General features: G+C 71.9%; 22 protein-coding genes, 1 pseudogene and 1 riboswitch. Of the genes and pseudogenes, 15 read left to right on the forward strand and 8 right to left on the reverse strand.

Going from position 1 to position 22,211, the window contains the following annotated elements; genetic code table 11:
- Positions 1-108: 108 nt before the first annotated feature.
- The 7 genes from nadD to AB0M30_RS25005 all read left to right on the forward strand — a co-directional run bounded on the left by nadD (position 109) and on the right by AB0M30_RS25005 (position 7,287).
- Entirely contained in the window at positions 109-702 is a 594-nt protein-coding gene (gene nadD / locus AB0M30_RS24975; protein ID WP_103343440.1) for a nicotinate-nucleotide adenylyltransferase, read from the forward strand.
- 60 nt (positions 703-762) lie between these two features.
- Positions 763-1,158 carry a ribosome silencing factor gene (rsfS, locus tag AB0M30_RS24980; protein ID WP_360178674.1) on the forward strand — a complete coding sequence of 132 codons (396 nt, stop codon included), beginning with the start codon at positions 763-765 and terminating at the stop codon, positions 1,156-1,158.
- Positions 1,155-1,769, forward strand: a complete 615-nt coding sequence (locus AB0M30_RS24985; RefSeq protein WP_360178671.1) for a histidine phosphatase family protein — start codon at positions 1,155-1,157, stop codon at positions 1,767-1,769. The genes rsfS and AB0M30_RS24985 overlap by 4 nt, the downstream gene beginning before the upstream one ends.
- Positions 1,770-1,772: 3 nt before the next feature.
- Positions 1,773-2,501, forward strand: a complete 729-nt coding sequence (gene octT / locus AB0M30_RS24990) for a diglucosylglycerate octanoyltransferase (RefSeq protein WP_364587833.1) — start codon at positions 1,773-1,775, stop codon at positions 2,499-2,501.
- Positions 2,502-2,505: 4 nt separating this feature from the next.
- The gene (locus AB0M30_RS24995; RefSeq protein WP_364587836.1) at positions 2,506-3,363 is read left to right on the forward strand and encodes a DegV family protein; all 858 of its coding nucleotides are present in this window, start codon (positions 2,506-2,508) and stop codon (positions 3,361-3,363) included.
- A gap of 128 nt (positions 3,364-3,491) precedes the next feature.
- Positions 3,492-4,208, forward strand: coding sequence for a ComEA family DNA-binding protein (locus AB0M30_RS25000; RefSeq protein WP_364587839.1), 717 nt, complete (start codon positions 3,492-3,494; stop codon positions 4,206-4,208).
- A gap of 718 nt (positions 4,209-4,926) precedes the next feature.
- On the forward strand, positions 4,927-7,287 hold the full coding sequence (locus AB0M30_RS25005; RefSeq protein ID WP_364587842.1) for a ComEC/Rec2 family competence protein: 2,361 nt from the start codon (positions 4,927-4,929) through the stop codon (positions 7,285-7,287).
- A 366-nt stretch (positions 7,288-7,653) separates the two neighbouring features.
- Here AB0M30_RS25005 and thrC read toward each other — a convergent pair whose 3' ends face one another.
- Positions 7,654-8,919 (reverse strand): threonine synthase, encoded by a 1,266-nt coding sequence (gene thrC / locus AB0M30_RS25010; protein WP_103343447.1) that lies wholly within the window; start codon positions 8,917-8,919, stop codon positions 7,654-7,656.
- A gap of 13 nt (positions 8,920-8,932) precedes the next feature.
- Positions 8,933-9,066: riboswitch (SAM riboswitch) on the reverse strand.
- A gap of 147 nt (positions 9,067-9,213) precedes the next feature.
- On the opposite strand from thrC, the gene holA reads away from it, so the two are divergent.
- Entirely contained in the window at positions 9,214-10,194 is a 981-nt protein-coding gene (holA, locus tag AB0M30_RS25015) for a DNA polymerase III subunit delta (protein WP_364587845.1), read from the forward strand.
- A gap of 133 nt (positions 10,195-10,327) precedes the next feature.
- On the opposite strand, the gene rpsT is transcribed toward holA, so the two are convergent.
- Complete coding sequence (gene rpsT, locus AB0M30_RS25020; RefSeq protein ID WP_103343449.1) at positions 10,328-10,588, reverse strand: 30S ribosomal protein S20; 261 nt, start codon at positions 10,586-10,588, stop codon at positions 10,328-10,330.
- 357 nt (positions 10,589-10,945) lie between these two features.
- On the opposite strand from rpsT, the gene AB0M30_RS25025 reads away from it, so the two are divergent.
- Both AB0M30_RS25025 and AB0M30_RS25030 read left to right on the forward strand, forming a co-directional pair.
- Entirely contained in the window at positions 10,946-11,809 is an 864-nt protein-coding gene (locus AB0M30_RS25025; RefSeq protein ID WP_364587849.1) for a DMT family transporter, read from the forward strand.
- A 23-nt stretch (positions 11,810-11,832) separates the two neighbouring features.
- Positions 11,833-12,207, forward strand: coding sequence for a VOC family protein (locus AB0M30_RS25030; protein WP_360178648.1), 375 nt, complete (start codon positions 11,833-11,835; stop codon positions 12,205-12,207).
- On the opposite strand, the gene AB0M30_RS25035 is transcribed toward AB0M30_RS25030, so the two are convergent.
- Positions 12,204-12,824 (reverse strand): class I SAM-dependent methyltransferase, encoded by a 621-nt coding sequence (locus AB0M30_RS25035; protein ID WP_364587852.1) that lies wholly within the window; start codon positions 12,822-12,824, stop codon positions 12,204-12,206. The two genes, AB0M30_RS25030 and AB0M30_RS25035, sit on opposite strands and share 4 nt — an antisense overlap.
- Positions 12,825-12,939: 115 nt before the next feature.
- Here AB0M30_RS25035 and lepA point away from each other — a divergent pair, with 115 nt between their 5' ends.
- Both lepA and AB0M30_RS25045 read left to right on the forward strand, forming a co-directional pair.
- Positions 12,940-14,781, forward strand: coding sequence for a translation elongation factor 4 (gene lepA / locus AB0M30_RS25040; protein WP_364587855.1), 1,842 nt, complete (start codon positions 12,940-12,942; stop codon positions 14,779-14,781).
- A 150-nt stretch (positions 14,782-14,931) separates the two neighbouring features.
- A pseudogene (locus tag AB0M30_RS25045) lies at positions 14,932-15,500 on the forward strand (Uma2 family endonuclease).
- A gap of 6 nt (positions 15,501-15,506) precedes the next feature.
- On the opposite strand, the gene AB0M30_RS25050 reads toward AB0M30_RS25045, so the two are convergent.
- From AB0M30_RS25050 to AB0M30_RS25070, 5 genes are all read right to left on the reverse strand, one after another.
- Positions 15,507-16,088 (reverse strand): hypothetical protein, encoded by a 582-nt coding sequence (locus AB0M30_RS25050; RefSeq protein WP_364587858.1) that lies wholly within the window; start codon positions 16,086-16,088, stop codon positions 15,507-15,509.
- A gap of 26 nt (positions 16,089-16,114) precedes the next feature.
- Positions 16,115-16,561, reverse strand: a complete 447-nt coding sequence (locus AB0M30_RS25055; RefSeq protein WP_364587861.1) for a pyridoxamine 5'-phosphate oxidase family protein — start codon at positions 16,559-16,561, stop codon at positions 16,115-16,117.
- 40 nt (positions 16,562-16,601) lie between these two features.
- Entirely contained in the window at positions 16,602-17,012 is a 411-nt protein-coding gene (locus AB0M30_RS25060; protein ID WP_364587864.1) for an HIT domain-containing protein, read from the reverse strand.
- Between the two features lie 24 nt (positions 17,013-17,036).
- Positions 17,037-18,272, reverse strand: coding sequence for a pentapeptide repeat-containing protein (locus AB0M30_RS25065; RefSeq protein ID WP_364587867.1), 1,236 nt, complete (start codon positions 18,270-18,272; stop codon positions 17,037-17,039).
- Between the two features lie 68 nt (positions 18,273-18,340).
- Positions 18,341-20,113, reverse strand: a complete 1,773-nt coding sequence (locus AB0M30_RS25070) for a family 20 glycosylhydrolase (RefSeq protein WP_364587870.1) — start codon at positions 20,111-20,113, stop codon at positions 18,341-18,343.
- A 108-nt stretch (positions 20,114-20,221) separates the two neighbouring features.
- Here AB0M30_RS25070 and AB0M30_RS25075 point away from each other — a divergent pair, with 108 nt between their 5' ends.
- The 3 genes from AB0M30_RS25075 to AB0M30_RS25085 are packed head-to-tail and all read left to right on the forward strand — an operon-like array spanning position 20,222 to position 22,205.
- The gene (locus AB0M30_RS25075) at positions 20,222-20,731 is read left to right on the forward strand and encodes a MarR family winged helix-turn-helix transcriptional regulator (protein WP_364587873.1); all 510 of its coding nucleotides are present in this window, start codon (positions 20,222-20,224) and stop codon (positions 20,729-20,731) included.
- Between the two features lie 30 nt (positions 20,732-20,761).
- On the forward strand, positions 20,762-21,139 hold the full coding sequence (locus AB0M30_RS25080; RefSeq protein WP_364587876.1) for a nuclear transport factor 2 family protein: 378 nt from the start codon (positions 20,762-20,764) through the stop codon (positions 21,137-21,139).
- 16 nt (positions 21,140-21,155) lie between these two features.
- Positions 21,156-22,205, forward strand: coding sequence for a nitronate monooxygenase (locus tag AB0M30_RS25085; RefSeq protein WP_364587879.1), 1,050 nt, complete (start codon positions 21,156-21,158; stop codon positions 22,203-22,205).
- Positions 22,206-22,211 lie beyond the last annotated feature (6 nt).

Here is a 22,211-nt window from a genome sequence, read left to right on the forward strand (position 1 = left end):
CGACGAATACGGGCCGTAATGTGATCCGAATCACAACTTCTGCCCGGTCGGGCGAGGTGGCGAAGAGCACCCGGCCGCGCGGCGCCCGGCCTTATAGGCTCTTCGGTCATGTCACCACGGCGGATCGGGGTCATGGGCGGCACCTTCGACCCCGTGCACCACGGCCACCTCGTCGCGGCCAGCGAGGTCCAGTCCCGGTTCGGCCTCGACGAGGTGATCTTCGTCCCCACCGGGCAGCCGTGGCAGAAGACCGATCGCGAAGTGACCAGGGCCGAGGACCGCTACCTGATGACCGTGATCGCGACGGCGTCGAACCCGGTCTTCTCGGTCAGCCGCGTGGACATCGACCGCGGCGGCCAGACCTACACCGTCGACACCCTGCGCGACCTGCACGCCGAATACCCCGGAGACGAGCTCTTCTTCATCACCGGCGCCGACGCGCTCGAACAGATCCTGACCTGGCACAAGGCCGACGAGCTGTTCGACTTCGCGCACTTCATCGGCGTCACGCGGCCCGGTTACCGGCTCAACTCCCACCACCTGCCCAGCGGCAAGGTGAGCCTCGTCGAGGTCACCGCGATGGCCATTTCGTCCACCGGCTGCCGCGATCGGGTCGAGCGCGGGGAGCCGGTCTGGTACCTCGTTCCCGACGGCGTCGTCCGCTACATCGCCAAGAAGGACCTGTACCGGAAGAGCGACTGAAGCACTGTCGGTCCCTGCGGGTACCCTTCTCGGGCGAACCCGATCTGGAAAAGGAGCACCGTGGCAGCCACGTCCGAGGCTCGAGAGCTGGCCGTAGCGGCCGCCCACGCGGCGGCGGACAAGAAGGCCAGCGACGTCGTCGTGCTGGACGTGTCCGAACAGCTCGTCATCACCGACGCCTTCGTCATCGCCTCCGCGTCCAACGAGCGCCTGGTGGGCGCGATCGTCGACAACGTCGAGGAAAAACTGCGCGAGAGCGGCCACAAGCCGGTCCGCCGTGAAGGCGCCCGCGAAGGGCGCTGGGTGCTGCTCGACTACGTGGACGTCGTCGTGCACGTCCAGCACGTCGAAGAGCGCACCTTCTACGGCCTCGAGCGGCTCTGGAAGGACTGCCCGCGCATCGAGGTGGCCGGTCTCGAGGAGGCACCCGCCGACGAGGACCCGGACGTCCCGTGAGCCCGCGGCGGCTGGTGCTCTGGCGTCACGGCGAGACGGACTACAACGCCGCCGGGCGGATGCAGGGTCACCTCGACTCCGCGCTGACCCCGCGCGGCTGGAACCAGGCCCGGTTCGCGGCGCCCGCACTGGCCCGCTTTTCCCCGGACCTCGTCATCGCCTCCGACCTGCGCCGGGCCACCGACACCGCCACCGTGCTCACCGACGCCATCGGCGTCCCGCTGCGGATCGACAAGCGGCTGCGCGAGACGCACCTTGGCGAATGGCAGGGCCTCACCGGCGAAGAGGTCGACAAGGCCTACCCCGGTGAACGCGACCGCTGGCGCACCGACGCGACCTGGGCCCCGCCGGGCGGCGAGAGCCGGGTCGACGTCGCCGACCGCGCCGGCGAAGTCGTCACGGACCTGCAGCAAGCCAATTCCGACGCGGGTGACACCGTGCTGCTGGCCGCGCACGGCGGCCTGATCATCGCGCTGACCGCCCGGCTGCTGGACCTGCCGGTCGTGACCTGGCCGTCGCTCGGCGGGATCTCGAACTGCCACTGGGTCGAGCTCGGCCGCCGCGACGGGAAGTGGCGGCTGCACGCCTACAACGCGGGGATGCACGGCTAGCCGATGGGGCCGCGCCTGCTGGTGTTCGGCGATTCGCTGAGCTTTCACGGTCCCGAAGGACCTTGCGCCGCGGACGAACCGCGGCTGTGGCCCAACATGGCCGCCGCCGCGTTGGGAGGCACCGCCGACCTCGTCGCCGGCATCGGCTGGAACGCCCGGGACGCCTGGTGGTCGCTGACCGGCGACCCGCGGGTCTGGGCCGACCTGCACCACGTCGACGCGGTCGTGTTCGCGATCGGCAGCATGGACACGCTGCCCTCGCCGTTGCCGACCTACCTGCGCACCGGGCTGCGCTACCTGCGGCCCGACCCGGTGCGGCGCGTCGTGCGCAAGGCCTACCTCGCCGCGCAGCCGCGGCTGGCGGTGGCGCTGCGCGGCCGGCCCACGGTGCTGCCGGCCAAACTCACCGTGCAGTACCTCGACACGGCCGTGGGCGCGCTGCGCGTCCTGCGGCCCGAGCTGCCGATCTTCGGCTGGCTGCCGTCGGTCCACCGCGCGGCGGCCTACGGCGGCGTGCACACCGCGCGCCCGGCCGCGGCGGCGGCGATGGCGGCCTGGAGCGCGCGAGCGGGAGTTCCGTTGCTGGACCTCGAAGCCGTCGTCGGGGAGCACGTGCTGAGCGGCGCGGGCAACCCGGACGGCATGCACTGGGGCTGGGCGGGGCACGCCGCGGTGGGCGCGGCGATGTCCGTGTTGATGGCGCCGGTGCCGGCACCCGGCCACGTAGGCTGACGGCGTGTCGGTCGCCGTAGTCACGGATTCCACCGCCCACCTGCCGGAGGGCTTCGCCGAACGGCACGCGGTCCGGGTGGTGCCCCTGCACGTCCTGGTCGACGGCGTGGTTTCCCTCGACGGCGTCGAGACCGGACCGGCGGCCGTCGCGGAGGCGATGAAGCAGCGGAAGATCGTCACGACGTCGCGGCCGACACCCACCGAGTTCGTCAAGGAGTACCAGGCGGCGTTCGCCGACGGCGCGGACGCGATCGTGTCGGTGCACCTCTCGCGCGAGCTGTCGGGCACCTGGGAAGCGGCGGTGCTCGCGGCGCAGGAGGTGGGCCCGGACCGGGTCCGCGTCGTCGACTCCCGGACCACCGCGATGGGGCTCGGGTTCGCCGCGCTGCACGCCGCTTCGGCCGCCTCCACCGGTGCTTCCGCGGCCGCCGTCGAGGCCGCCGCGGTGACGGCGGCCGGCTGTTCGTCGACGTTGTTCGTCGTGGAAACCCTGGACCACCTGCGCCGCGGCGGCCGCATCGGCCCGGCGGCGGCGCTGCTGGGCACGGCGCTGGCGGTGAAGCCGGTGCTGCACATGTCCGAAGGCCGGATCCTGCCGCTGGAGAAGGTCCGCACGATGAACCGGGCGATCGCGCGCCTGGTCGAGCTCGCGGCCCAGGCGGCGGCCGAGGACGACGTCGAGCTCGCCGTCCACCACCTGGCGTCACCGGAGCGGGCGGTCGAGCTGGCGAACCGGCTCGAGGAGGCTGTGCCGCGCTCGGCGGGCTGCGTGGTTTCCGAGCTGGGGGCGGTGATCGGGGCGCACACGGGTCCCGGCGTGCTGGGGGTCGTCGTCCAGCGGACGGTCCTGCCCCGAAGCTAGCGCCCATACCACCGGGGAACGCCTGCTCCGGGGCTCGCGCCGCGAATCCATCCACAACACCCCGGTTGTCCACAGGACGCGCCGTCACCCCTGTCGGACACCTCCCCGCGGGTCCTAACGTCGATCGTGTGTTCGAGCAGCCCGCCCGGGATCCGGGCTCCCCCGTCAACGACCGGCTCTCCTGGCTGGCCGACCAGCTCTCGCCCGATGCGAGCACGGTCGGCCCGGGCGGCCGGCTGGTCCGGCGCTGGCTACCGGCCGCACCGGCCGGCACCGGCCGCCGCCGATGGGCGCTGGCCGGCGTCCTCATAGCGGTGGTGATGATCGTCCTCGGCGCGGTAGCGCTCGTGGGCGGCGGTCCACCGCCCGAGCCACCACCCGCGCTGCCGAGCGCAAGACCGGCGGCGGAGGCACGCGCCGCGCCGCCGACGGGCCTGGTGATCAGCGTGATCGGCCGCGTCCGGACGCCGGGCCTGGTCACGGTCCCGCAAGGCGCCCGGGTGGCGGACGTTCTGCGAGCGGCCGGCGGCCCCGAGCCGGGAGCGGACGTCGGCGCGCTGAACCTGGCCCGCAAGGTAACGGACGGCGAGCAGCTGGCGGTCGGCATCCCAGCCCCACCGCCGGCTCCCGACACCCCGGCGGCGGCCGCCGGAAAGCTCGACCTCAACACGGCAACGGCGGACCAGCTGGACACCCTCCCCGGAGTCGGCGAGGTGATGGCCAAGCGCATCGTCCAGTGGCGCACCGACCACGGCGGCTTCGCGAAGGTCGAGCAACTCCGCGACGTCGACGGCATAGGGGAAAGCAAGTTCCAGAAATTACGGGAGAAGGTGACGGTCGGATGAGCAGCTTCCCCGCGACACCTACCCGGGCCGGCTGTGGTGGGTATCGGCGAGGTGGGTCGAGTTCGTTCGCCGGCTTCCCCGTGGCCGCCATCCGGCTGGTCTGGGCGGCGTGGCCAAGGGCCGGTCCGCTCGTCGCGGGAGGCGCGGCGAGCGGGCCAGGCTTCCCGATGTCAGCTGCCTGGCTGACTGCGGCCGGTCCTGGCGGCGTGGGCGAAGGCGAGCCCGCACCTGTGAGTGGCGGTGCGATGAGTGCCTTTCCGATGGCGCATGCCTGGCGGCACTGGGTGTCAGCGAGGTGGACGAGTTCGTTCGCCGGGTGGCGCCGGGTGAGCGCCTTTCCCGTGGTCGCCACGCGGCTGGTCCTGGCGGCGTGGGCAAGGGCCGGTCCGTTCGTCGCGGAAGGAGTGGCGATCGGCGAGGTTTGCCGACGGTGCCTGCCTCGCTCGCTGCGATCGATCTTGGCGGCGTGGGCGAAGGCGAGCCCGCACCTGTGAGTGGAGGTGGCGGTCCGGCTCGCCACCGGCCAGGTAGCGATCGGCGAGCCTTTCCCGATGGGCCTGAGCCGACGGCACAGGCGAAAACGCATTCGTTCGTACACGGAAGCAGGTGAAACTCGCTTGAGCACCTCCCTCACGACCAACACCGGGCCGGCTGCGGCCCACGCCCGCAGCATCGCCGAACGCGAGTTCGCCCGCCCCCGAAAGCAGGTGGCCCCCGGATGAGCACCGACACCCGCCAGGACATGCGGCTCGTCCCGGCGGCAGCGGCCTGCTGGCTGGCGGCATTGGCCGGCCTGCTGCTCGGCTGGTGGACGGCCGTCGCCACCGGCCTTGCCGCGGTCGCGCTCGCCGGGCTGCTGCTGTGGCGGGCCCGCGACCGGCCCCGGGTGCGCGACGCGGCGGCAGCCCTGCTGATCCTCGGCCTCCTCGCCGCCGGCCCGATCTCCTGGCGAATCCGCGAAGCCCAAAGCGACGAACTCCGCGCCTCCGCCGCAGAAGGCCTCCCGTCGGCGTTGCGAGTCGTCGTCGCGGAACGTCCGAAGCCCGTGCGGAGCGCGGGGTACGCCGATCAGCAAGCCGGTGCCCGGTCGGTCGTCCTCGCCGCCGATGTGCGCACCGCATCGGTCGATGGCCGACCCGTCCCCTCCTCCGGCCGCGTCCTGCTGTTGGCCCCGGTCGCGCAGTGGGCGTCGCTGCTACCGGGCCAAGAGGTGACGGCAACGGGTCTGCTGATGCCGCCGCGCGGCTCGGACCTGACCGCCGCGGTGCTGTCGGTGCGCGGCCCGCCGGGTGACCCCGGCCCGGCGCCGTGGTGGCAGCGGGTGGCGGCTGCGCTGCGCACCGGCCTCCACGACCTGTGCCAGGTCCTGCCGGACGAACCCGCGGGCCTGCTCCCGGGACTGGTGCTCGGCGACACCAGCGCGCTGTCCCCGCGCGTCGAGCAGGAGTTCGTCTCCGCGGGGCTCACCCACCTCACCGCGGTCAGCGGCGGCAACCTCGCGGTGATCTGCGGGGCGGTCCTGCTCCTGTTGCGCCTGCTCCGGCTCGGCCCCCGGCTGTCGGCCGCGGCGGCCGGGACGTGCCTGGCCGGGTTCCTCGTCCTCGTCGGCCCGGAGCCGAGCGTGCTGCGCGCGGGTGTCATGGCGGCCGTGGCGCTCCTGGCCCTCGCGCTGGGCCGCCGCGGTTCGGCGCTGCCCGCGCTGGCCTTCGCGGTGTGCTTGCTGGTGGTCGCGGATCCGGCGATGGCCACGGACTTCGGCTTCGCGCTGTCGGTGTGCGCCACCGGTGGGCTGGTCCTGCTCGCGCCCCGCTGGGCCGACGCGCTGGTCCGCCGCGGGATCCCGCCGGGTTTCGCCGAAGGGCTGGCGATCCCGCTGGCGGCGTTCCTGGTGACGGCGCCGGTGCTCGCGGGCATGGCGGGTTCGGTGAGCCTGGTTTCGGTGCTGACCAACGTCCTCGCCGCGCCCGTGGTGGCCCCGGCGACGGTGCTCGGCGTGCTGGCGACGGTCACCGGCCCGTGGTGGCCGGGCGCCGGGAAGGTCCTGGTGCACTTGGCCGACCCGGAGGCTCGGTGGCTGATCACCGTCGCCCGGCACGGTGCGCGGGCGCCGGACGCGGTCATCGCCTGGCCCGGTGGCTGGGTGGGTGGTCTCCTGGCCGCTGCCGTCCTCGTGGTGCTGGTGCTCGCGCTCCGGCACCGGCGGGTGCGGGTGCTGATGGCGGTGCTCGTCGCCGGCGCGCTGCTGGTGTTCGTGCCGGTCCGGGTGGTGGCGCCGGCGTGGCCGCCGCGGAACTGGGCGATGGTCGAATGCGATGTCGGCCAAGGTGACGCCGTCGTGTTGGCGACCGCCGAACCGGGACGGGCGGTCGTCGTGGACGCCGGACCCGAACCTGGGCCGGTCGACGAGTGCCTGCACCGGCTGGCGGTCGACCGGATCCCGCTGCTGGTGCTGAGCCACCTGCACGCCGACCACATCGGCGGCCTCGCTTCGGTCTTCGAGGGCCGTGCGGTCGGCGCGATCGCCGTCGGGCCGGGGCGGTCGCCGGGGTGGGCGTGGCGGCAGGTGGCCGCCGAGGCCACCCGGCGGGCGGTGCCGCTGGTGGAGCTGACCCCGGGCGAGCGGCTGGACTGGCCGGGCCTGGCGCTCGACGTCCTGGGGCCGCGCTACGTACCGGCCCGTTCGGACGCGCCACCGGACGGCACGACGATCAACAACAGCTCGGTGGTGCTCCGAGCGGAGACGACGGCGGGCCGGGTCCTGCTGACCGGCGACGTCGAACTGGCCGCGCAAGCGGACCTGCTGGCCGACATCGGAGATCTGAAGGCGGACGTCTTGAAGGTGCCGCACCACGGAAGCCGCTACTCGCTGCCCTCGTTCCTCGCGGCGGTGGCCCCACGGGTGGCCTTGGTCAGCGTGGGCGCGGGAAACACGTACGGGCACCCCAGCAAGTCCACAATGGACACCCTCACGGCCCTTGGTGCACGAGTGACCCGCACGGACGTGGACGGCGACACGGCAGTCGTCGCCGGAACGGCGATAGCCCGCCGCGGCGAGCCCCGCGGCCCGCCGCGGCGGTGATGGCCGGGGCGGGGAAGGCGCCGCGGTCCGGTGACTCTCGCTGGGGAAGGCGCCGCGGGCCGGTGACTCTCGCCGGGGAAGGCGCCGCGGGCCGGTGTCTCTCGCCGGGAAGGTGCCGTGGGCCGGTGACTTTTGCCAAGGAAAGGTGCCGTAGTGGGCCCGGCGACTCGCGTCGGGGAGGCGACACGTGTTCGAGCGCCTGGGCGGACAAGGTGCGCCGCCGGGGCCGGTGAGCTTGAGCCCGGGAGAGGCGACACGTGGCCGTGCCTCTCCACCGAGCGCCGGGTCGGGCAGAGCGCCGGGTCGGGCAGAGCGCCGGGGCGGGCCGAGTGCCGGGGCGGGCCGAGTGCCCGCCCCGGCCGGAGCTCAGTAGCCGAGGGCCTTGTTCACGGCCGCGGCCGAGGGCGGCAGGGTCGCCTTGGGACCCACGTGGTTCTCGATCGCGTCGAGGGTCTTGAGGCCGTCGCCGGTGATGAGGAGCACCGTCTCGGCGTCCGGGTCCAGCTTGCCCGTCTCGACCAGCTTCTTCGCCGTGGCGACGGTGACCCCGCCGGCCGTCTCGGTGAAGATGCCTTCGGTGCGGGCCAGCAGGCGGATGCCCTCGACGACCTCTTCGTCGGAGACGTCCTCGATCGCGCCGCCGGTGCGGTTGACGATGTCGAGCACGTACGGGCCGTCGGCGGGGTTGCCGATCGCCAGCGAGCGGGCGATCGTGTCCGGCTTCACCGGCTGGACCACGTCGTGGCCCTCGCGGAACGCCGTCGACACCGGCGAGCAGCCGGTGGCCTGCGCGCCGAAGACCTTGTACGGGCTGGCGTCCACGAGGCCGAGCTGCCCCAGCTCACGGAAACCCTTGTCCACCTTGGTCAGCTGCGAACCGGAGGCGATCGGCACGACGATCTGCGGCGGGATGCGCCAGCCGAGCTGCTCGGCGACCTCGAAGGCCAGCGTCTTCGAGCCCTCCGAGTAGTACGGCCGGACGTTCACGTTGACGAACGCCCACTTCGGGTGCTCGCCGGCGAGCTCGGTGGCGAGGCGGTTGACGTCGTCGTAGTTGCCGTCGATGGCGATGAGGTCGCCGTCGTACACCGCGGTGGTGAGGATCTTGGCGCGCTCGAGGCTCTTGGGGATCAGCACGACCGACCGCCAGCCGGCGCGGGCCGCGGCGGCGGCCGTCGCGTTGGCCAGGTTGCCGGTCGAGGGACACGCGAGCACCTCGAACCCGAACTCGCGGGCCGCGGCCAGCGCGACGGCGACGACGCGGTCCTTGAACGAGTGCGTCGGGTTGCCGGTGTCGTCCTTGACCCACACGCGCTTGAGGCCGAGCTCCTTGGCGAGGCGGTCGGCGCGGACCAGCCGCGTCGCACCCGGCTCGGTGTTCGGGATCTCTTCGACGTTGGACGGAACGGGAAGGAGTTTCTTGTAGCGCCAGATGTTCTTGGGGCCGGCCTCGATGTCTTCGCGGCGGACGCGGCCGAAGTCGTAGGCCACCTCGAGCGGCGAGAAGTCTTCAGCGGAGACGAACTCCGGAGCGAGCGGCTGCCGGTGGCCCTCTTCCTTCGACACCAGTTCGACGGCGGGTCCGAGATCCGGGGTCTTGGTGGTGGAGGTCGTGCCGAGGGTGGCGGTCATCGCGAGGTTCCTTTCCTCATCTGCCCCGCCGAAGCGGGCCGGAATTGGCACCGTGGTCGTCAGCTATCCCGCGATCGCGGGATGACAGGCTGTACGCCGGTTGCCGGGGCTTCGTCGGGCCGTTCCCTCTGCCCCTCTGGATGAGCGGTATTCAATTGTCGGTGCGCGCACGCCGGATCCTCCGGGGCGGGCTGCCTCGGTTACACCGTACGACATCGCGCTCGGGCCGTGCCACGGTGGCCGCTCGACATCACCGGAGCGGGCGCATCGGAGCGCAAGTGAGAGGATTCCCGGGTGACCGCGCAAGCCACCGCCCCGGCCCCGCTGCACCTGGTGCTGGGCGAGGAAGAACTGCTGATCGAGCGGGCCGTCCGCGAGACGCTCGCCGCCGCGCGCGCGATGGACGCGACCGCCGAGCTGACCCGGGTCCGGGTGTCCGATCTCACAGCCCCCGAGCTGGCCGAACTGGTCAGCCCGTCGCTGTTCAGCGAAGGCCGGGTGATCGTCCTGGAGTCGGCGCAGGACATCTCCCAGGAGCTGGCCGATGCCGTCGCGGCCTACCTGAAGGACCCGGCCGACGGGGTCGTGCTCGTCGTCGTGCACACCGGCGGCGGCCGCAGCAAGGCGGGCAAAGCGCTCCCGGCGGCGCTGAAGAAGGCCGGCGCCGAGATCACCGAGTGCCCGAAGCTGACCAAGCCGGCCGAGCGGGAGCAGTTCGTGCGCCACGAGGTGCGCCGGGTGGGCGGCAAAATCGATCCGGCGGGGGTCGCCGCCCTGCTCGACGCCGTGGGCTCCGACCTGCGGGAACTCTCTTCGGCGGCGACGCAGCTGGTCGCGGACACGGGCGGCACCGTCGACGCCGACGCGGTCCGCCGGTACCACCGCGGCCGCGCCGACGTCACCGGCTTCGCGGTCGCGGAGAAGGCGGTCAGCGGCGATCGCGCGGCGGCGCTGGAGTCGCTGCGCTGGGCGATGCAACTGGGCGTCCCGCACGTGCTGGTCGCCGACGCGCTGGCCGACGCGGTCCGCACGATCGCCCGGGTCTCCGGCGCCGGCCGGGGCAACCCGAACCAGCTGGCGGGCGAGCTGGGCATGCCGCCGTGGAAGATCCGCAAGGCGCAGGGGCAGTCCCGGGGCTGGAACCCCGACGGCCTCGCGACGGCGATGCGCGTGGTCGCGCGGCTGAACGCCGAGGTCAAGGGCGTGGCGGCGGACCCGGGCTACGCGCTGGAGCGCGCGGTCCTCCAGGTGGCGGCGGCCAAGGGCGACCGCTGACCGCGGCTCCGGACGCGAATGACCCAGACACGACGACCTTCAAGCGCGAAGACCCGGAGGAGCGCAGGCGCGAAGTGCCCGGACATGAAGAAGGCCCCGGCCGAAGCCGGGGCCTTCCCAAAAATCAACCAGCTCAGAGCGCGTTGACGCGCTTCGCCAGCGCCGACTTCTTGTTGGCGGCCTGGTTGGCGTGGATGACGCCCTTCGAGACGGCCTTGTCCAGCTTCTGGGCGGCGTCGCGCTGCAGCTCGACGGCCTTGGCCTTCTCGCCGGCCTCGGCGGCTTCGCGGACCTTGCGGATCGCGGTCTTCACCGAGGACCGGATCGCCTGGTTGCGCTGACGCGCCTTCTCGTTCGTCGTGATGCGCTTGATCTGCGACTTGATGTTGGCCATAGGGCAACTCCTGTTTCACTCGGTGAGATTCGCCGCCGCGCTGAAGTGGCCCCGCTCGATGAGCGGGTTTCCTCCATGACGGAATGCCGCACGGGCAGCGAGCGATCACTCTAACAGCCGGGCCGCCGGCGGCCGGAGCCGGGAGTACCGTGGGCGGCGGCAGTGCCTAGGGTTCCGTCGCCGGTCCGAGCAACCCGCACCACCCGCACCACATGCACCACATGCACCTCAAAACCAGGACCGGCGGGCCTGGTCCGAGCGGCACCATCGGCGGGCCCGGACGGCCGGTCGTTCATCTGACGGGGCAAAAGCCTGGAGGACCAGCTTTTCGCGCGCGCGAAAAGCCGAAGGGGTCCCGTGAACGCCACCGCCTTGTCCCTCGTCCTCGTCGCCGCCGTCGTGCACGCCGCGTGGAACCTCGCGGCCAAGCGGATCTCCTCCGGCGGCACCCAGTTCGTCTGGCTCTACTACACGGCCGGCGCCGTCCTGCTCCTGCCCGTCACGATCGTGCTGCTCGTCGTCGAACACCACCGTCCACAGTGGAGCTGGCTGCTCGCCGCCGCGGTCACCGCCGTCCTGCACATCGCCTACGGGATCGTGCTGCAGCGCGGGTACCGCGTCGGCGACCTCTCCGTCGTCTACCCCGTCGCGCGGGGCACCGGGCCGCTGCTGTCGGTGCTGGCCGCCGTCCTGGTGCTCGGCGAGCGGCCCGGGCCGCTCGGCCTGCTCGGCGCGTTCCTGGTCGTCGCCGGGGTGCTGGTGATCAGCACCGGCCGGAAGGGCGGCGACCCCCGCGCCGTGAAAGCGGGGATCCTCTACGGCCTGCTGACCGGGGCCGTCATCGCCGGCTACACGCTCTGGGACGCGCACTCGGTCACCGGCCTCGGGGTGCCGCCGGTCGTCTACTTCGGCCTGGGCTCGGTCCTGCAGAGCGTGCTGCTCGTGCCCGGCGCCCTGGCCGATCGCGCCGAAGTGACGCGGATCTGGCGGGAACAGCGCCGCGAGGTCCTGCTCGTCGCGGTCCTGTCGCCGATCGCCTACATCCTCGTGCTGTTCGCCCTCACCATGGCGCCGGTCAGCCTGGTCGCGCCCGCCCGGGAGCTGAGCATCGTGCTCGGCGGCCTCGCCGCGTGGCTGGTCCTGGGCGAGCGTGACGCCGTGCGGCGGCTGGCCGGGTCGGTGATCGTGCTGTCCGGCATCGCCGCGATTGCGGCCGCCTGAGCCCGTCCGGTAGGGATGGTCGGATGGAGATCCTGAAGAGCCGGCTGCTGATCCGCCCGCGGGACGTCGCCGCGTCCACGGCGTTCTACCGCGACACCCTCGGCCTGGCCGTCGAGCGGGAATTCCCCGGTGGCACCGTGTTCTTCCTCGGCCACGGCTCCCTGGAGGTCTCCGGTGCGGGCGAGACGGGCTCGTCGCCCGATCTGGTGCTCTGGCTGCAGGTCCGGGACCTCGCCGGCACCCTGGCCGAGCTGAAGGGCAACGGCCTGGAGCCGGTGCGCGACGCGCGGCGCGAGCCGTGGGGCCTCGACGAGGCCTGGATCGCCGATCCGGACGGCACGCGGATCGTGCTGGTCGAGGTGCCCGAGGGACACCCGATCCGCACGGACACCCGCTAGGCGGGCTTGACGGCGCGCAGCTGCGCGGCGAGCGCGGCGAACCCGGGCGGCTCCCAGGTCCAGGTCTGCAGGTCGGCGAAGCCCGCGGCGGCGGCTTCGTCGGCCAGGACGTGCCTGCTCACGGGCAGCCACTTCTCGTGCGCGGACAGCAGCAGCCGGCCGCCCGGGCGCAGCACCCGGAACAGCTCGGCGAACCCGGCCGCGCGGTCTTCCCACAGCATGACGTTGTTCACGCTCAGCACGACGTCGACCGAGCCGTCGGGCTCGCCGGTGTGCGCCGCCGACCCTTCGCGCAGCTCGGCGCGGTCGCCGCAGCGCTCGTGGCACAGCGTGAGCATCTCGGGGGAGGGGTCGACGCCGACGGCGCGCCCGGCCAGGCGGGCGGCGGCTTCCAGGCCGACGCCGGGGCCGGGCCCGACGATCAGGACGGTCTCGTCGGGCTCGAGCTTCGCGAGGTCGACGACGCGGTGTTCGGTGGCGGCGTTGCCGCGGGCCATGACCCAGCCGCCGAGGCGGCCGAGCGTGCCGGTGGGGTGACCGAACGTCCGGTCGAGGACGCGGGCGAAGCCGCTGGTCTCCGGCTGGGGAGGGGGTGCCGGCTGGTGCGGAGTACTCATACTTCGAGGGCACCACGGATCGCGAAACCCCGCATCGGGGATGACCCCCAACCGCACCCGGAGGGCCATGGGACCATAGAGGTGGCCATCCCCGACTTTCCGAGGACTCATTCGAGTGACGACGTTCGCCGACACGACCTTCACGCCTCCGGAGCTCATCCGGAACTTCTGCATCATCGCGCACATCGACCACGGCAAGTCCACCCTGGCCGACCGCATGCTGCAGCTCACCGGCGTCGTGGAAGAGCGGGCCATGCGCGCTCAGTACCTCGACCGGATGGACATCGAACGCGAGCGCGGCATCACGATCAAGGCGCAGAACGTCCGGCTGCCCTGGAAGGTCGACGGGCAGGACCACGTCCTGCACATGATCGACACCCCGGGCCACGTCGACTTCACCTACGAGGTCTCCCGGGCCCTGGAGGCGTGTGAAGGCGCTGTCCTGCTGGTCGACGCCGCGCAGGGGATCGAGGCCCAGACGCTGGCCAACCTGTACCTCGCGCTGGAGAACAACCTCCAGATCATCCCGGTGCTCAACAAGATCGACCTGCCCTCGGCCGACCCCGACAAGTACGCAGGTGAGCTGGCCCACATCATCGGCTGCGAGCCGGAAGACGTCCTGCGGGTCTCGGCCAAGACCGGCATGGGCGTCGGCGCGCTGCTCGACGAGGTCGTGAAGTCGGTTCCGGCGCCGCAGGGTGACGCCGACGCGCCCGCCCGGGCGATGATCTTCGACTCGGTGTACGACACGTACCGCGGCGTCGTCACCTACATCCGCGTCGTCGACGGCAAGATCACGCCGCGCGAAAAGATCAAGATGATGTCCACCGGCGCCACGCACGAGCTGCTGGAGGTCGGCATCATCTCGCCGGAGCCCAAGCCCAGCAAGGGCCTCGGCGTCGGCGAGGTCGGCTACCTGATCACCGGGGTGAAGGACGTCCGGCAGTCGAAGGTCGGCGACACCGTGACGTCGGAGCGTCACGGCGCGAAGGAAGCGCTGGCGGGCTACCGCGAGCCGAAGCCGATGGTCTACTCCGGGCTGTACCCGGTCGACGGTTCGGACTACCCCGAGCTGCGCGAGGCGCTCGACAAGCTCCAGCTGAACGACGCCGCGCTCGACTACGAGCCGGAGACGTCGGTGGCGCTCGGCTTCGGCTTCCGCTGCGGCTTCCTCGGCCTGCTGCACCTGGAGATCACCCGCGACCGGCTCGAGCGCGAATTCGGCCTCGACCTGATCTCGACGGCACCGAACGTGGTCTACGACGTGGTGCAGGACGACGGCAAGGAAATCCACGTCACCAACCCGTCGGACTGGCCGACCGGGAGCAAGATCGACAAGGTGCTCGAGCCGGTCAGCAAGGTCAGCATCCTGGCGCCGTCCGAATTCATCGGCACGATCATGGAGCTGTGCCAGAACAAGCGCGGGCAGCTGCTCGGCATGGACTACCTGTCCGAGGACCGGGTCGAGCTGCGGTACAACATGCCGCTCGGGGAAATCATTTTCGACTTCTTCGACACGCTGAAGTCGCGTACGCGCGGCTACGCGTCGCTGGACTACGAAGAGGCCGGTACGCAGGCGGCGGACCTGGTCAAGGTGGACATCCTTTTGCAGGGCGAGGGCGTGGACGCGTTCTCCGCGATCGTGCACAAGGACGACGCCTACAACTACGGCAACCGCATGGTGAACCGGCTCCGCGAACTGATCCCGCGGCAGAACTTCGAGGTGCCCATCCAGGCCGCCATCGGCGCGCGGATCATCGCCCGCGAAACGATCCGCGCCATCCGCAAGGACGTGCTCGCCAAATGCTACGGCGGTGACATCTCGCGTAAGCGGAAGCTGCTGGAGAAGCAGAAGGAAGGCAAGAAGCGGATGAAGACCGTCGGCCGGGTCGAGGTCCCGCAGGAGGCTTTCGTCGCCGCACTGTCCACTGAGGACTCCGGGAAGAACAAGAAGTAGCGGTTTCCGTTGAGGCGACTGTTTCTATGATGTGACAGCGGCACCCATATTCACGCTTCCGCGTGAATATGGGTGCCGAACCCGTGTTCGATGCGGTTTCTGTCGGTGCTCTCTGGTTTCCTCTGGTGCGAAGAGCGAAAGGAGAGCACCATGACGGTCATGGCGGACATCGAGCATCCCAACGATTCGGGCCCCCTGACGGTGCACGACCTCGAGGGGATCCCGTTCGATGGCCGACGCTACGAACTCATCGACGGGGTGCTCATCGTGAGCCCTGCGCCGGGACTCAGACACCAGAAAATCGCTTACCGGCTCTATGGCGTGCTGGAAGCTGCGTGCCCGCCCGATTTCGAGGTGGTCGGCGCGCCGTTCGCGGTGCACTCGGGTGACAAGATCGAACTACAGCCGGACGTCCTGGTCGGCCGGGACGAGGACTTCACGGACAAGGATCTCCCGGCGCCACCCGTGCTGGCGGTCGAGGTGCTGTCACCCAGCACGGCGATTCACGATCTCAACACCAAGAAGGCGGTCTACGAGCGGCTCGGAACCGGCAGCTACTGGGTGATCGATCCGGAGGAGCCCGCGCTGACGGTGTTCGAATTGGACGCGGACGGTCACTACCAGCAGGTGGCCAAGGCGGCCGGTGACGAAGTGGCCGAGATCGAGCGGCCGTTCCCGGTGCGGATCGTGCCAAGGACCTGCTGGGCCGGCTCGGCTGAGCCCGGTCAGTGGCGCCGGAGACGGGGGGTGCCGCGGAGCTGGGCGTGCAGCTGCCGGTGGCGCAGTTCCTTCCGGAGCCGGTCGAGCACGGCGTCGAACAGGGCCGGGGTGAGGATCGCCGTCTGCTCGAATTGCCTCCGCTCGGGCGGTGCCGGCTGCAGCTTGCTTCGCGGCGCGTAGCGCTGCACTGAGCTCTCGACGCCGCCGCCGGTGACCAGATCGACCCAGAGGGCGTCGCGCAGGTAGCCGTCGCCGAAGCGGGCCGAACGGCGAACGGTGACTTCCGCGATCTCCGGCCAGGGCACCAGGCGCGTGCTGAGCGTGCCCGCCGGCAGGCGGATGCCCTCGTCGCCGATGGTGAGGTCGCGCAGGCCCTCGAACCCGCGCTTGAGGTCGCGGGCCCGGGAGACGCGGTAGATCAGGACGGCGGCGAGCACGGTCGCCGCGTAGGCGCCGCCGATCAGCCACGGCGAGAGGCCGCGCACCAGCCCGGTGGCGAGCGCCCCGCCGAAGCCGGCGTCGGCGACGACGAGCAAGCCGACCAGGACCTTGACCGGCGTGGTCACGCGGGGCGGGGACTCGGACAACGGGACGACTCCTGGGGCCGGAAGGGTCAGGGATTGCCGATTATCCGGTCTGCCCGGATGAACACCGCGACCCGCCGCTCTTCGGCCATGACCCGGTCGTACTCGGCCCAGTCGTCGTGGGTGCCGGTGGCGGCGATGAAGACGTCACGCAGTAGCTGCGGCAGGCCCGCGGGGTCGAAGGCGGGGTCGGGATCGTCGGGCCCGATGAGGTGGGTGGCACCGGTGACGGAGAGCCAGTTCCAGCCGCGCCGGAAGGTGACGGTGGCGTGCCCGGACCGTCGCAGCAGGAGAAGCTTGTGCGCTCGGCCGACGGCGACGTAGGCGACACCCGGGGCACCGGTCACCGGATCGTCGAAGACGCCGACGTTGACGACGGAGGCGTGCACGGTGCCGTCCGCCCGCGTCGTGGCGACGGTGGCGAGGCCGTGCTCCTGCAGCGACAGCGTGCGAACCTGCTCCAGATCTGCGCTCATGCCCCAACCTAACCCGCCGCACGGGCCGCCCGTCCGGGTTTCACCGCGCGAAGTGCGCCGATAACCGTCCGCACAGGAGGTCGACGTCGGCGCGAGGCGCCCCGGGCCAGTCGACGTCCATCCACCCGACCTCGGCGGGAGTGCCCCGGTGCCGCACGAAGACGTGCTGGTGGAAGTGGTCGATGCCCCGTCCGGCCATGGCCGAGTGCACGGACTCGGGAGCCAGTTCGGCCCGCAGCGCCCGGGCAGCCACCCAGGCGGCCCGCGCGACGGTCAAGGCTTCGGCTTCGGTGAGCCCGTCGAGGTTCGCCACGTGCCGCCGGGTCTCGACGAAGAGGTAGCCGGGGAAGGCGCCGGGTCGATGACTGACGACGGCGAGCTCGTCGGCCCAGATGACCGGCCCCACCAAGGGGCCGGTACCGCTGTGCTTGGCGCAGATCGGGCACGGCATGACCGCAGCGTACTGCGCCACGGGTCAGGTCGAGGCTCGATCGGTGGGAGGCCAGACGTGGCCGGCGGCGTCATCCGCGACCCGGACGTGGTCGAGGACGACGGTCCGTTCGAAGGTCGCGGCGGCGAAGGAGACGGCGCCGCCGAACACCGCGCCGTCCGGGTGGGGTACGCCGTCGACCGTGCGCACGCCGCCGAACAAGGCCTCGTCGCGGAACACGGCTTCGTCGAACATCGCGCCGTTGTGGAAGACCGCTCCCCGGAAGAGCGCCGAGCGGTGGAAGCGGGCCCGTTTGAAGTTCGCGGACGTGCGGAACTCGCTGCCGCCGAAGATGGCGTAGCCGGTGAATTCGACGTCCTCGAAGCGGTTCCAGCCGGCGAACCGCGCACCGCCGAACCGGACGTTGCCGACCCGGCACCCCCGGAAGTCGAAGTGACACAGGAGCGCGCCCGTCAGGTTGAGGGTGATCCCGGGCCAGAACTCCGGACGCGGCTCGCCGGGAGCGTCGCCGGGGTAGAGGTGGTCGGCCAGGATGCGCTGGGCCGTCGCGCGCACCTCGAGCTCCTGGTCGCTCGCGTGCCCGTCGGTGCCGGTCGGTGCTGACTCCGCCGGGTCCTGGCTCGAACCGGGGGCGCGCAACGACGACCAGGGCGGCAGCCGGGGCCCGGTGGGCAGCGTGTACGGCAGCCGGAGGTAGGCGCAGAGGAGGTTGACGATCGTCTGCCGCTGGTCCGGCGTGTTCTGCGCCAGCCGCTCCAACGCGTAGAGACCGGCCAGCCGGATCGGTGTTTTCTCGGATCCCAGCTGGTCAGCCGCCTTCGTGTAGAGCTCGGTGATCCGCCGTTCCGCCGCGTCGACCCGGGCGTCTTCGGCCAGCCGCCGCTGGTGTGCGGCCGTGTCCGAGGCCACCTGCTCGACGTGCTTTTGCGCGTGGTCCCGCTGGGCGAGCTCCTGTTCCTTCCGGCGGAGTTCGAGCTCGCCCAGGCGCTGCCGTCGCGCGGCCAGCACGAGCGCGACGGCGCCGCCCGCGCCGAGGACCACGTTCCCGGTCGCGCGGAACACCTCCAGCTGCGCCTGGTCCGCGGGTGTGCCGGCGCCGAAGAGCGCCAACAGCAGCCAGAGCGTCCCGACCGCGACCACGACCACGATCAGCCCGGCGAACACGATGGCCCGCGTGGTGAGCACCTTGCCCAGGCGCTCCTCGCGAAGGCCGATCGTCTCCGCGCCCTCGCCGGCCGGTCGAGCTGGTGGTTTGCGCACCGCTCGACTGTGCCACGCCCGGGGCAGGCCCGGAACCAGTTCCGGGCCTGCCCCGGGAGGGAGGCAGCTCAGCAAGCGCCGTTGTCGGTCCATACTCCCCACTGGCCCGTGGTTCCCGGCTCCTCGCCCTGCGTCCACCACTGCGCCGTCCACTTGTGGCCGTTGTGGGACACCACGTTCCCGCTCGTGTACACCTGCGTCGCGGTCCACGCCGGGTCCGCGCACGTGCCCGGGTTCGTCGTCCCGCCCGTGTCCCACGCGATCTGCGCCGACCGGTAGAAGTTGATCCCCTGCGCCACCCAGCGGGGCGCCTGGGCGCCCAGCCGGGTCCGGAACGCCGTCCAGTCGTGCGTCGACCACGGTGACCAGCCCAGCTCCGCGTGCGCGGCCAAGCGGGGGAACGCCAGGTAGTCGATGTCCGAGGGTGTCACCACCGTTTCCGTCCACAGGGGCGACTCCACGCCGCGGACCGCCGGTTCGCCCACGCCCGACAGGTACGCTCCCGGGTTCCAGCCGTACGCGTCCTGGACCTCGATGTAGCCCGCCCACGACAACCCGATGGGCGTCGAGCTGTTGTACTTCATGTCCAGGTACGCCTTGTTCGCCGGCGACAGGATCACCTTGCTGCCGCGGGAAACCGCCGTCGACACGCCCGCGTCGGAGGTGGACGTCCCCCAGAACTGCGGGGTCGCCGAAGCCGGCAGGGACGCCTTCGCGATGTCGTGCCAGCCCACCACCGACTTGCCCGTGGCCGCCACCAGGGGGAGGACCTTGTTGACGAACGTGAGGTAGTCGGCCGCCGACGTCGAGGACGCTTCGTCGCCGCCGATGTGGAGGTACGGGCCCGGGGTCAGGGCCGCCAGCTCGCGCAGGACGTCGGCGATGAACGTGTACGTGATGTCCTTCGAGATGCACAACGAGCTGTAGCCGACCGCCGTGTCCGTGCGCAGGGCCGGGGCCACCCCGGTGCAGTTCAGCTCCGGGTACGACGCCAGCGCCGCGTTCACGTGTCCCGGCATGTCGATCTCCGGGATGACGGTGATGTGGCGCGAAGCCGCGTAGTTCACGATGTCGGTGTACTGCGCCTTCGTGTAGTAGCCACCCGCGCCGCCGCCGACCTGGGTGCTGCCGCCGTACGTCGTCAGGCGGGGCCAGCTGTCGATCTGGATGCGCCAGCCCTGGTCGTCCGCCAGGTGCAGGTGCAGGTTGTTGATCTTGTACTGGGCCAGCTGGTCGAGGTACCGCTTGACCGTCGACACGGGGTGGAAGTGACGGGCGACGTCGAGCATCGCGCCGCGGTAGCCGAAGCGCGGGTAGTCCACGATCGTCGCCCCCGGGACGCTCCACGGGCCCTGCTGGGCCGCCGGGCTTTCCACCTTGCCCGGCAGCAGCTGCCGCAGCGTCTGGACGCCCGCGAAGAGCCCGTCCGCGGTGGTGGCCCGCACGGTGACCGACGACGCCGTCGACACCAGCTGGTAGCCCTGAGCGCCGACGCTCGCGGGTGCGCCGCCGAGCAGCAGCGCGATGCTGTCGGACGGCACCGACACGGGGGCGTCGGACACCGGCAGCGCGAAGCCGGTCGACGGCCGCAGCACGCCGGCCAGGTAGTCGCCGACCTGCCTGGCCGGCGCCGAACCGGCCTCGGTGACGATCTTCGTCGTCGAGACCAGCGGGAACGCGACCCCGGCCGCCGGGGTCACCGAGACCGGCGCCGGCACGATCGACTGCAACGCCGGGGTGGCCGCCGCGGCCGGCGTGAGGTGGGTGGCTGTCGTGCCGGCGCCGATCAGGGCCAGCACGGCGAGTGCGCGGCCGAGCCGCCGCGCCAAGGACTGCTTCACCGGGGGACCTCCTGGCGGGAAGGGCGCGACCTCGCCGTCGCACCTGCCCGGATCGTCGCACTTCCGGCGGTCGTGGTCTAGACCAGTCTGGGTGGTTAAGCTCGCGCGGTGACGCGGGACTTCGTGCCGGGATCGCCGTTCGCGCTGCTCTCGGAAGCCGAAACGGCCGCCTGGTACGCCTACATGAAGGTGCACCTGCGCCTGGACTACGAGATGAACCGGCAGCTGCGGGCCGACAGCGGCCTCTCGCTCGCCGACTACCACGTCCTGGTCGCCCTGACGAGCGATGCCGCCGGCCGGATGCGGGTCACCGACCTCGCGATCCGCATCGGCTGGGAGCGCAGCCGGCTGTCGCACCACCTCAAGCGGATGCGGGACCGCGGGCTGGTCGAAACCGGGACGGCCGCCGAGGATCGCCGCGTCACCGAGGTGGCGCTGTCCGAGGCGGGTTGGGCGTCGTTGCGGCAAGCGGCCCCGGACCACGCCGGGTTCGTGCGCGAAGCGGTCCTGGGCGCCCTCGAGCCCGGTGAGCTGGCGCAGCTGACCACGCTGCTCGACCGTGTCTACGACCGGCTGGTCGAACGCGGCACCCTGCCCCGGCCGGACGACCACCCCTGACAGTTGCGTGACATGTCACCTAATATGGGTGTGAGACCCGAGGAGGACGTGATGGCGACGGTGGCCGAGCTGATGGAAGCCAATCTGCTGCAGGTGTTCAACGAACGGGACGACGAGCGGCGCGCGAAGGCGATCGCCGCGACCTACGCGCCCGACGTCGAGTTCGCCGACCCGGAAGGGGTCGCGACCGGCCACGCGGAGCTGAACGCCAAGGCCCGCGGGCTGCTCGAACAGTCGCCGGGCTTCGTCTTCGCACCCGGCGGTCCCGTGCTGGTCAACCACGACCTGGGCCACCTCGCCTGGCAATTCGGCCCGGAAGGCGCGCCGCCGGTCGTGCGGGGGATCGACATCGCGCTCGTCGAGGACGGCGTGATCAAGAAGCTGTACACGATGTTGCTGCCCGGCTGAGTACTACGCTCGGGGCATGTTCGACGAGCTGACGTTCCCGGTCGTCGCCGCGCCGATGGCCGGCGGTCCCACCACCCCGGAGCTGGTCGCCGCGGTGTCCGAGGCCGGTGGCTTCGGCTTCCTCTCCGCCGGCATGCTCACGCCCGCGGCGCTGAGCGCGCAGATCGACCGCACCGCCGAGCTCACCGGGCGGCCGTTCGGCGTCAACCTCTTCGTCCCGCAACCCGACACCGGCGCCGACGTCGGCGCGCACCGCGAGCGGCTCGAGGCGTTCGCCCGCGAGTACAACGTCGAGCTCGGCGAGCCGAAGTGGGACGACGACGCGTACCCCGCGAAGCTGGACGTCGTGCTCGAGAAGCGGATCCCCGTGGTGTCGTTCACCTTCGGGCCGCCCTCGCCGTCGGACGTGCTCCGGCTCCGCGACGCCGGGGCGAAGGTCGTCATCACCGTGACCACCCCGGAGGCCGCCCACCGGGCCGCCGACCTCGGCGCCGACGCGCTCGTCCTGCAGGGCTTCGAAGCGGGCGGGCACCGGAGCCTGTTCACCGACGACCCGCGGCTGCCCGGCGGCGGCGCGGAATACGGCGTCCTCGCGCTGCTCAGGCTGGTCGCCGCCCGCGTGGACCTGCCGCTGATCGCCGCCGGCGGGCTGGTGCACGGGGCCGACGTCGCCGCCGTGCTCGCCGCCGGAGCCGTGGCCGCCCAGCTGGGCACCGTCTTCCTGCGCGCGGACGAAGCGGGGACGTCGGAGGCGCACCGCAAGGCGCTCGCCCTCGCCGAGCGCGAGACGGCCTTCACCCGCGCCTTCAGCGGCCGCCCGGCCCGAGGCCTGGTCAACAAGTTCATGGACGCCCTCTCCGAGGGGGCGCCGGCCGCGTATCCGCAGCTCAACAACCTGGCGGGCCCGGTGCGCAGGGCGTCGGCGAAGGCCGGTGACCCGGAAGCGATCTCGCTGTGGGCGGGCCAGACCTACCCGCTCGCCTACGACGCCTCGGCCGCCGTGATCATCGAGCGGCTGAAGGTCGAGGCGCGCGAAGCCGCCACCCGCCTCGACCGGATCCGCTAGTGTCGC

The sequence above is a fragment of the Amycolatopsis sp. NPDC051716 genome, assembly GCF_040681595.1.
Classification (GTDB): domain Bacteria; phylum Actinomycetota; class Actinomycetes; order Mycobacteriales; family Pseudonocardiaceae; genus Amycolatopsis.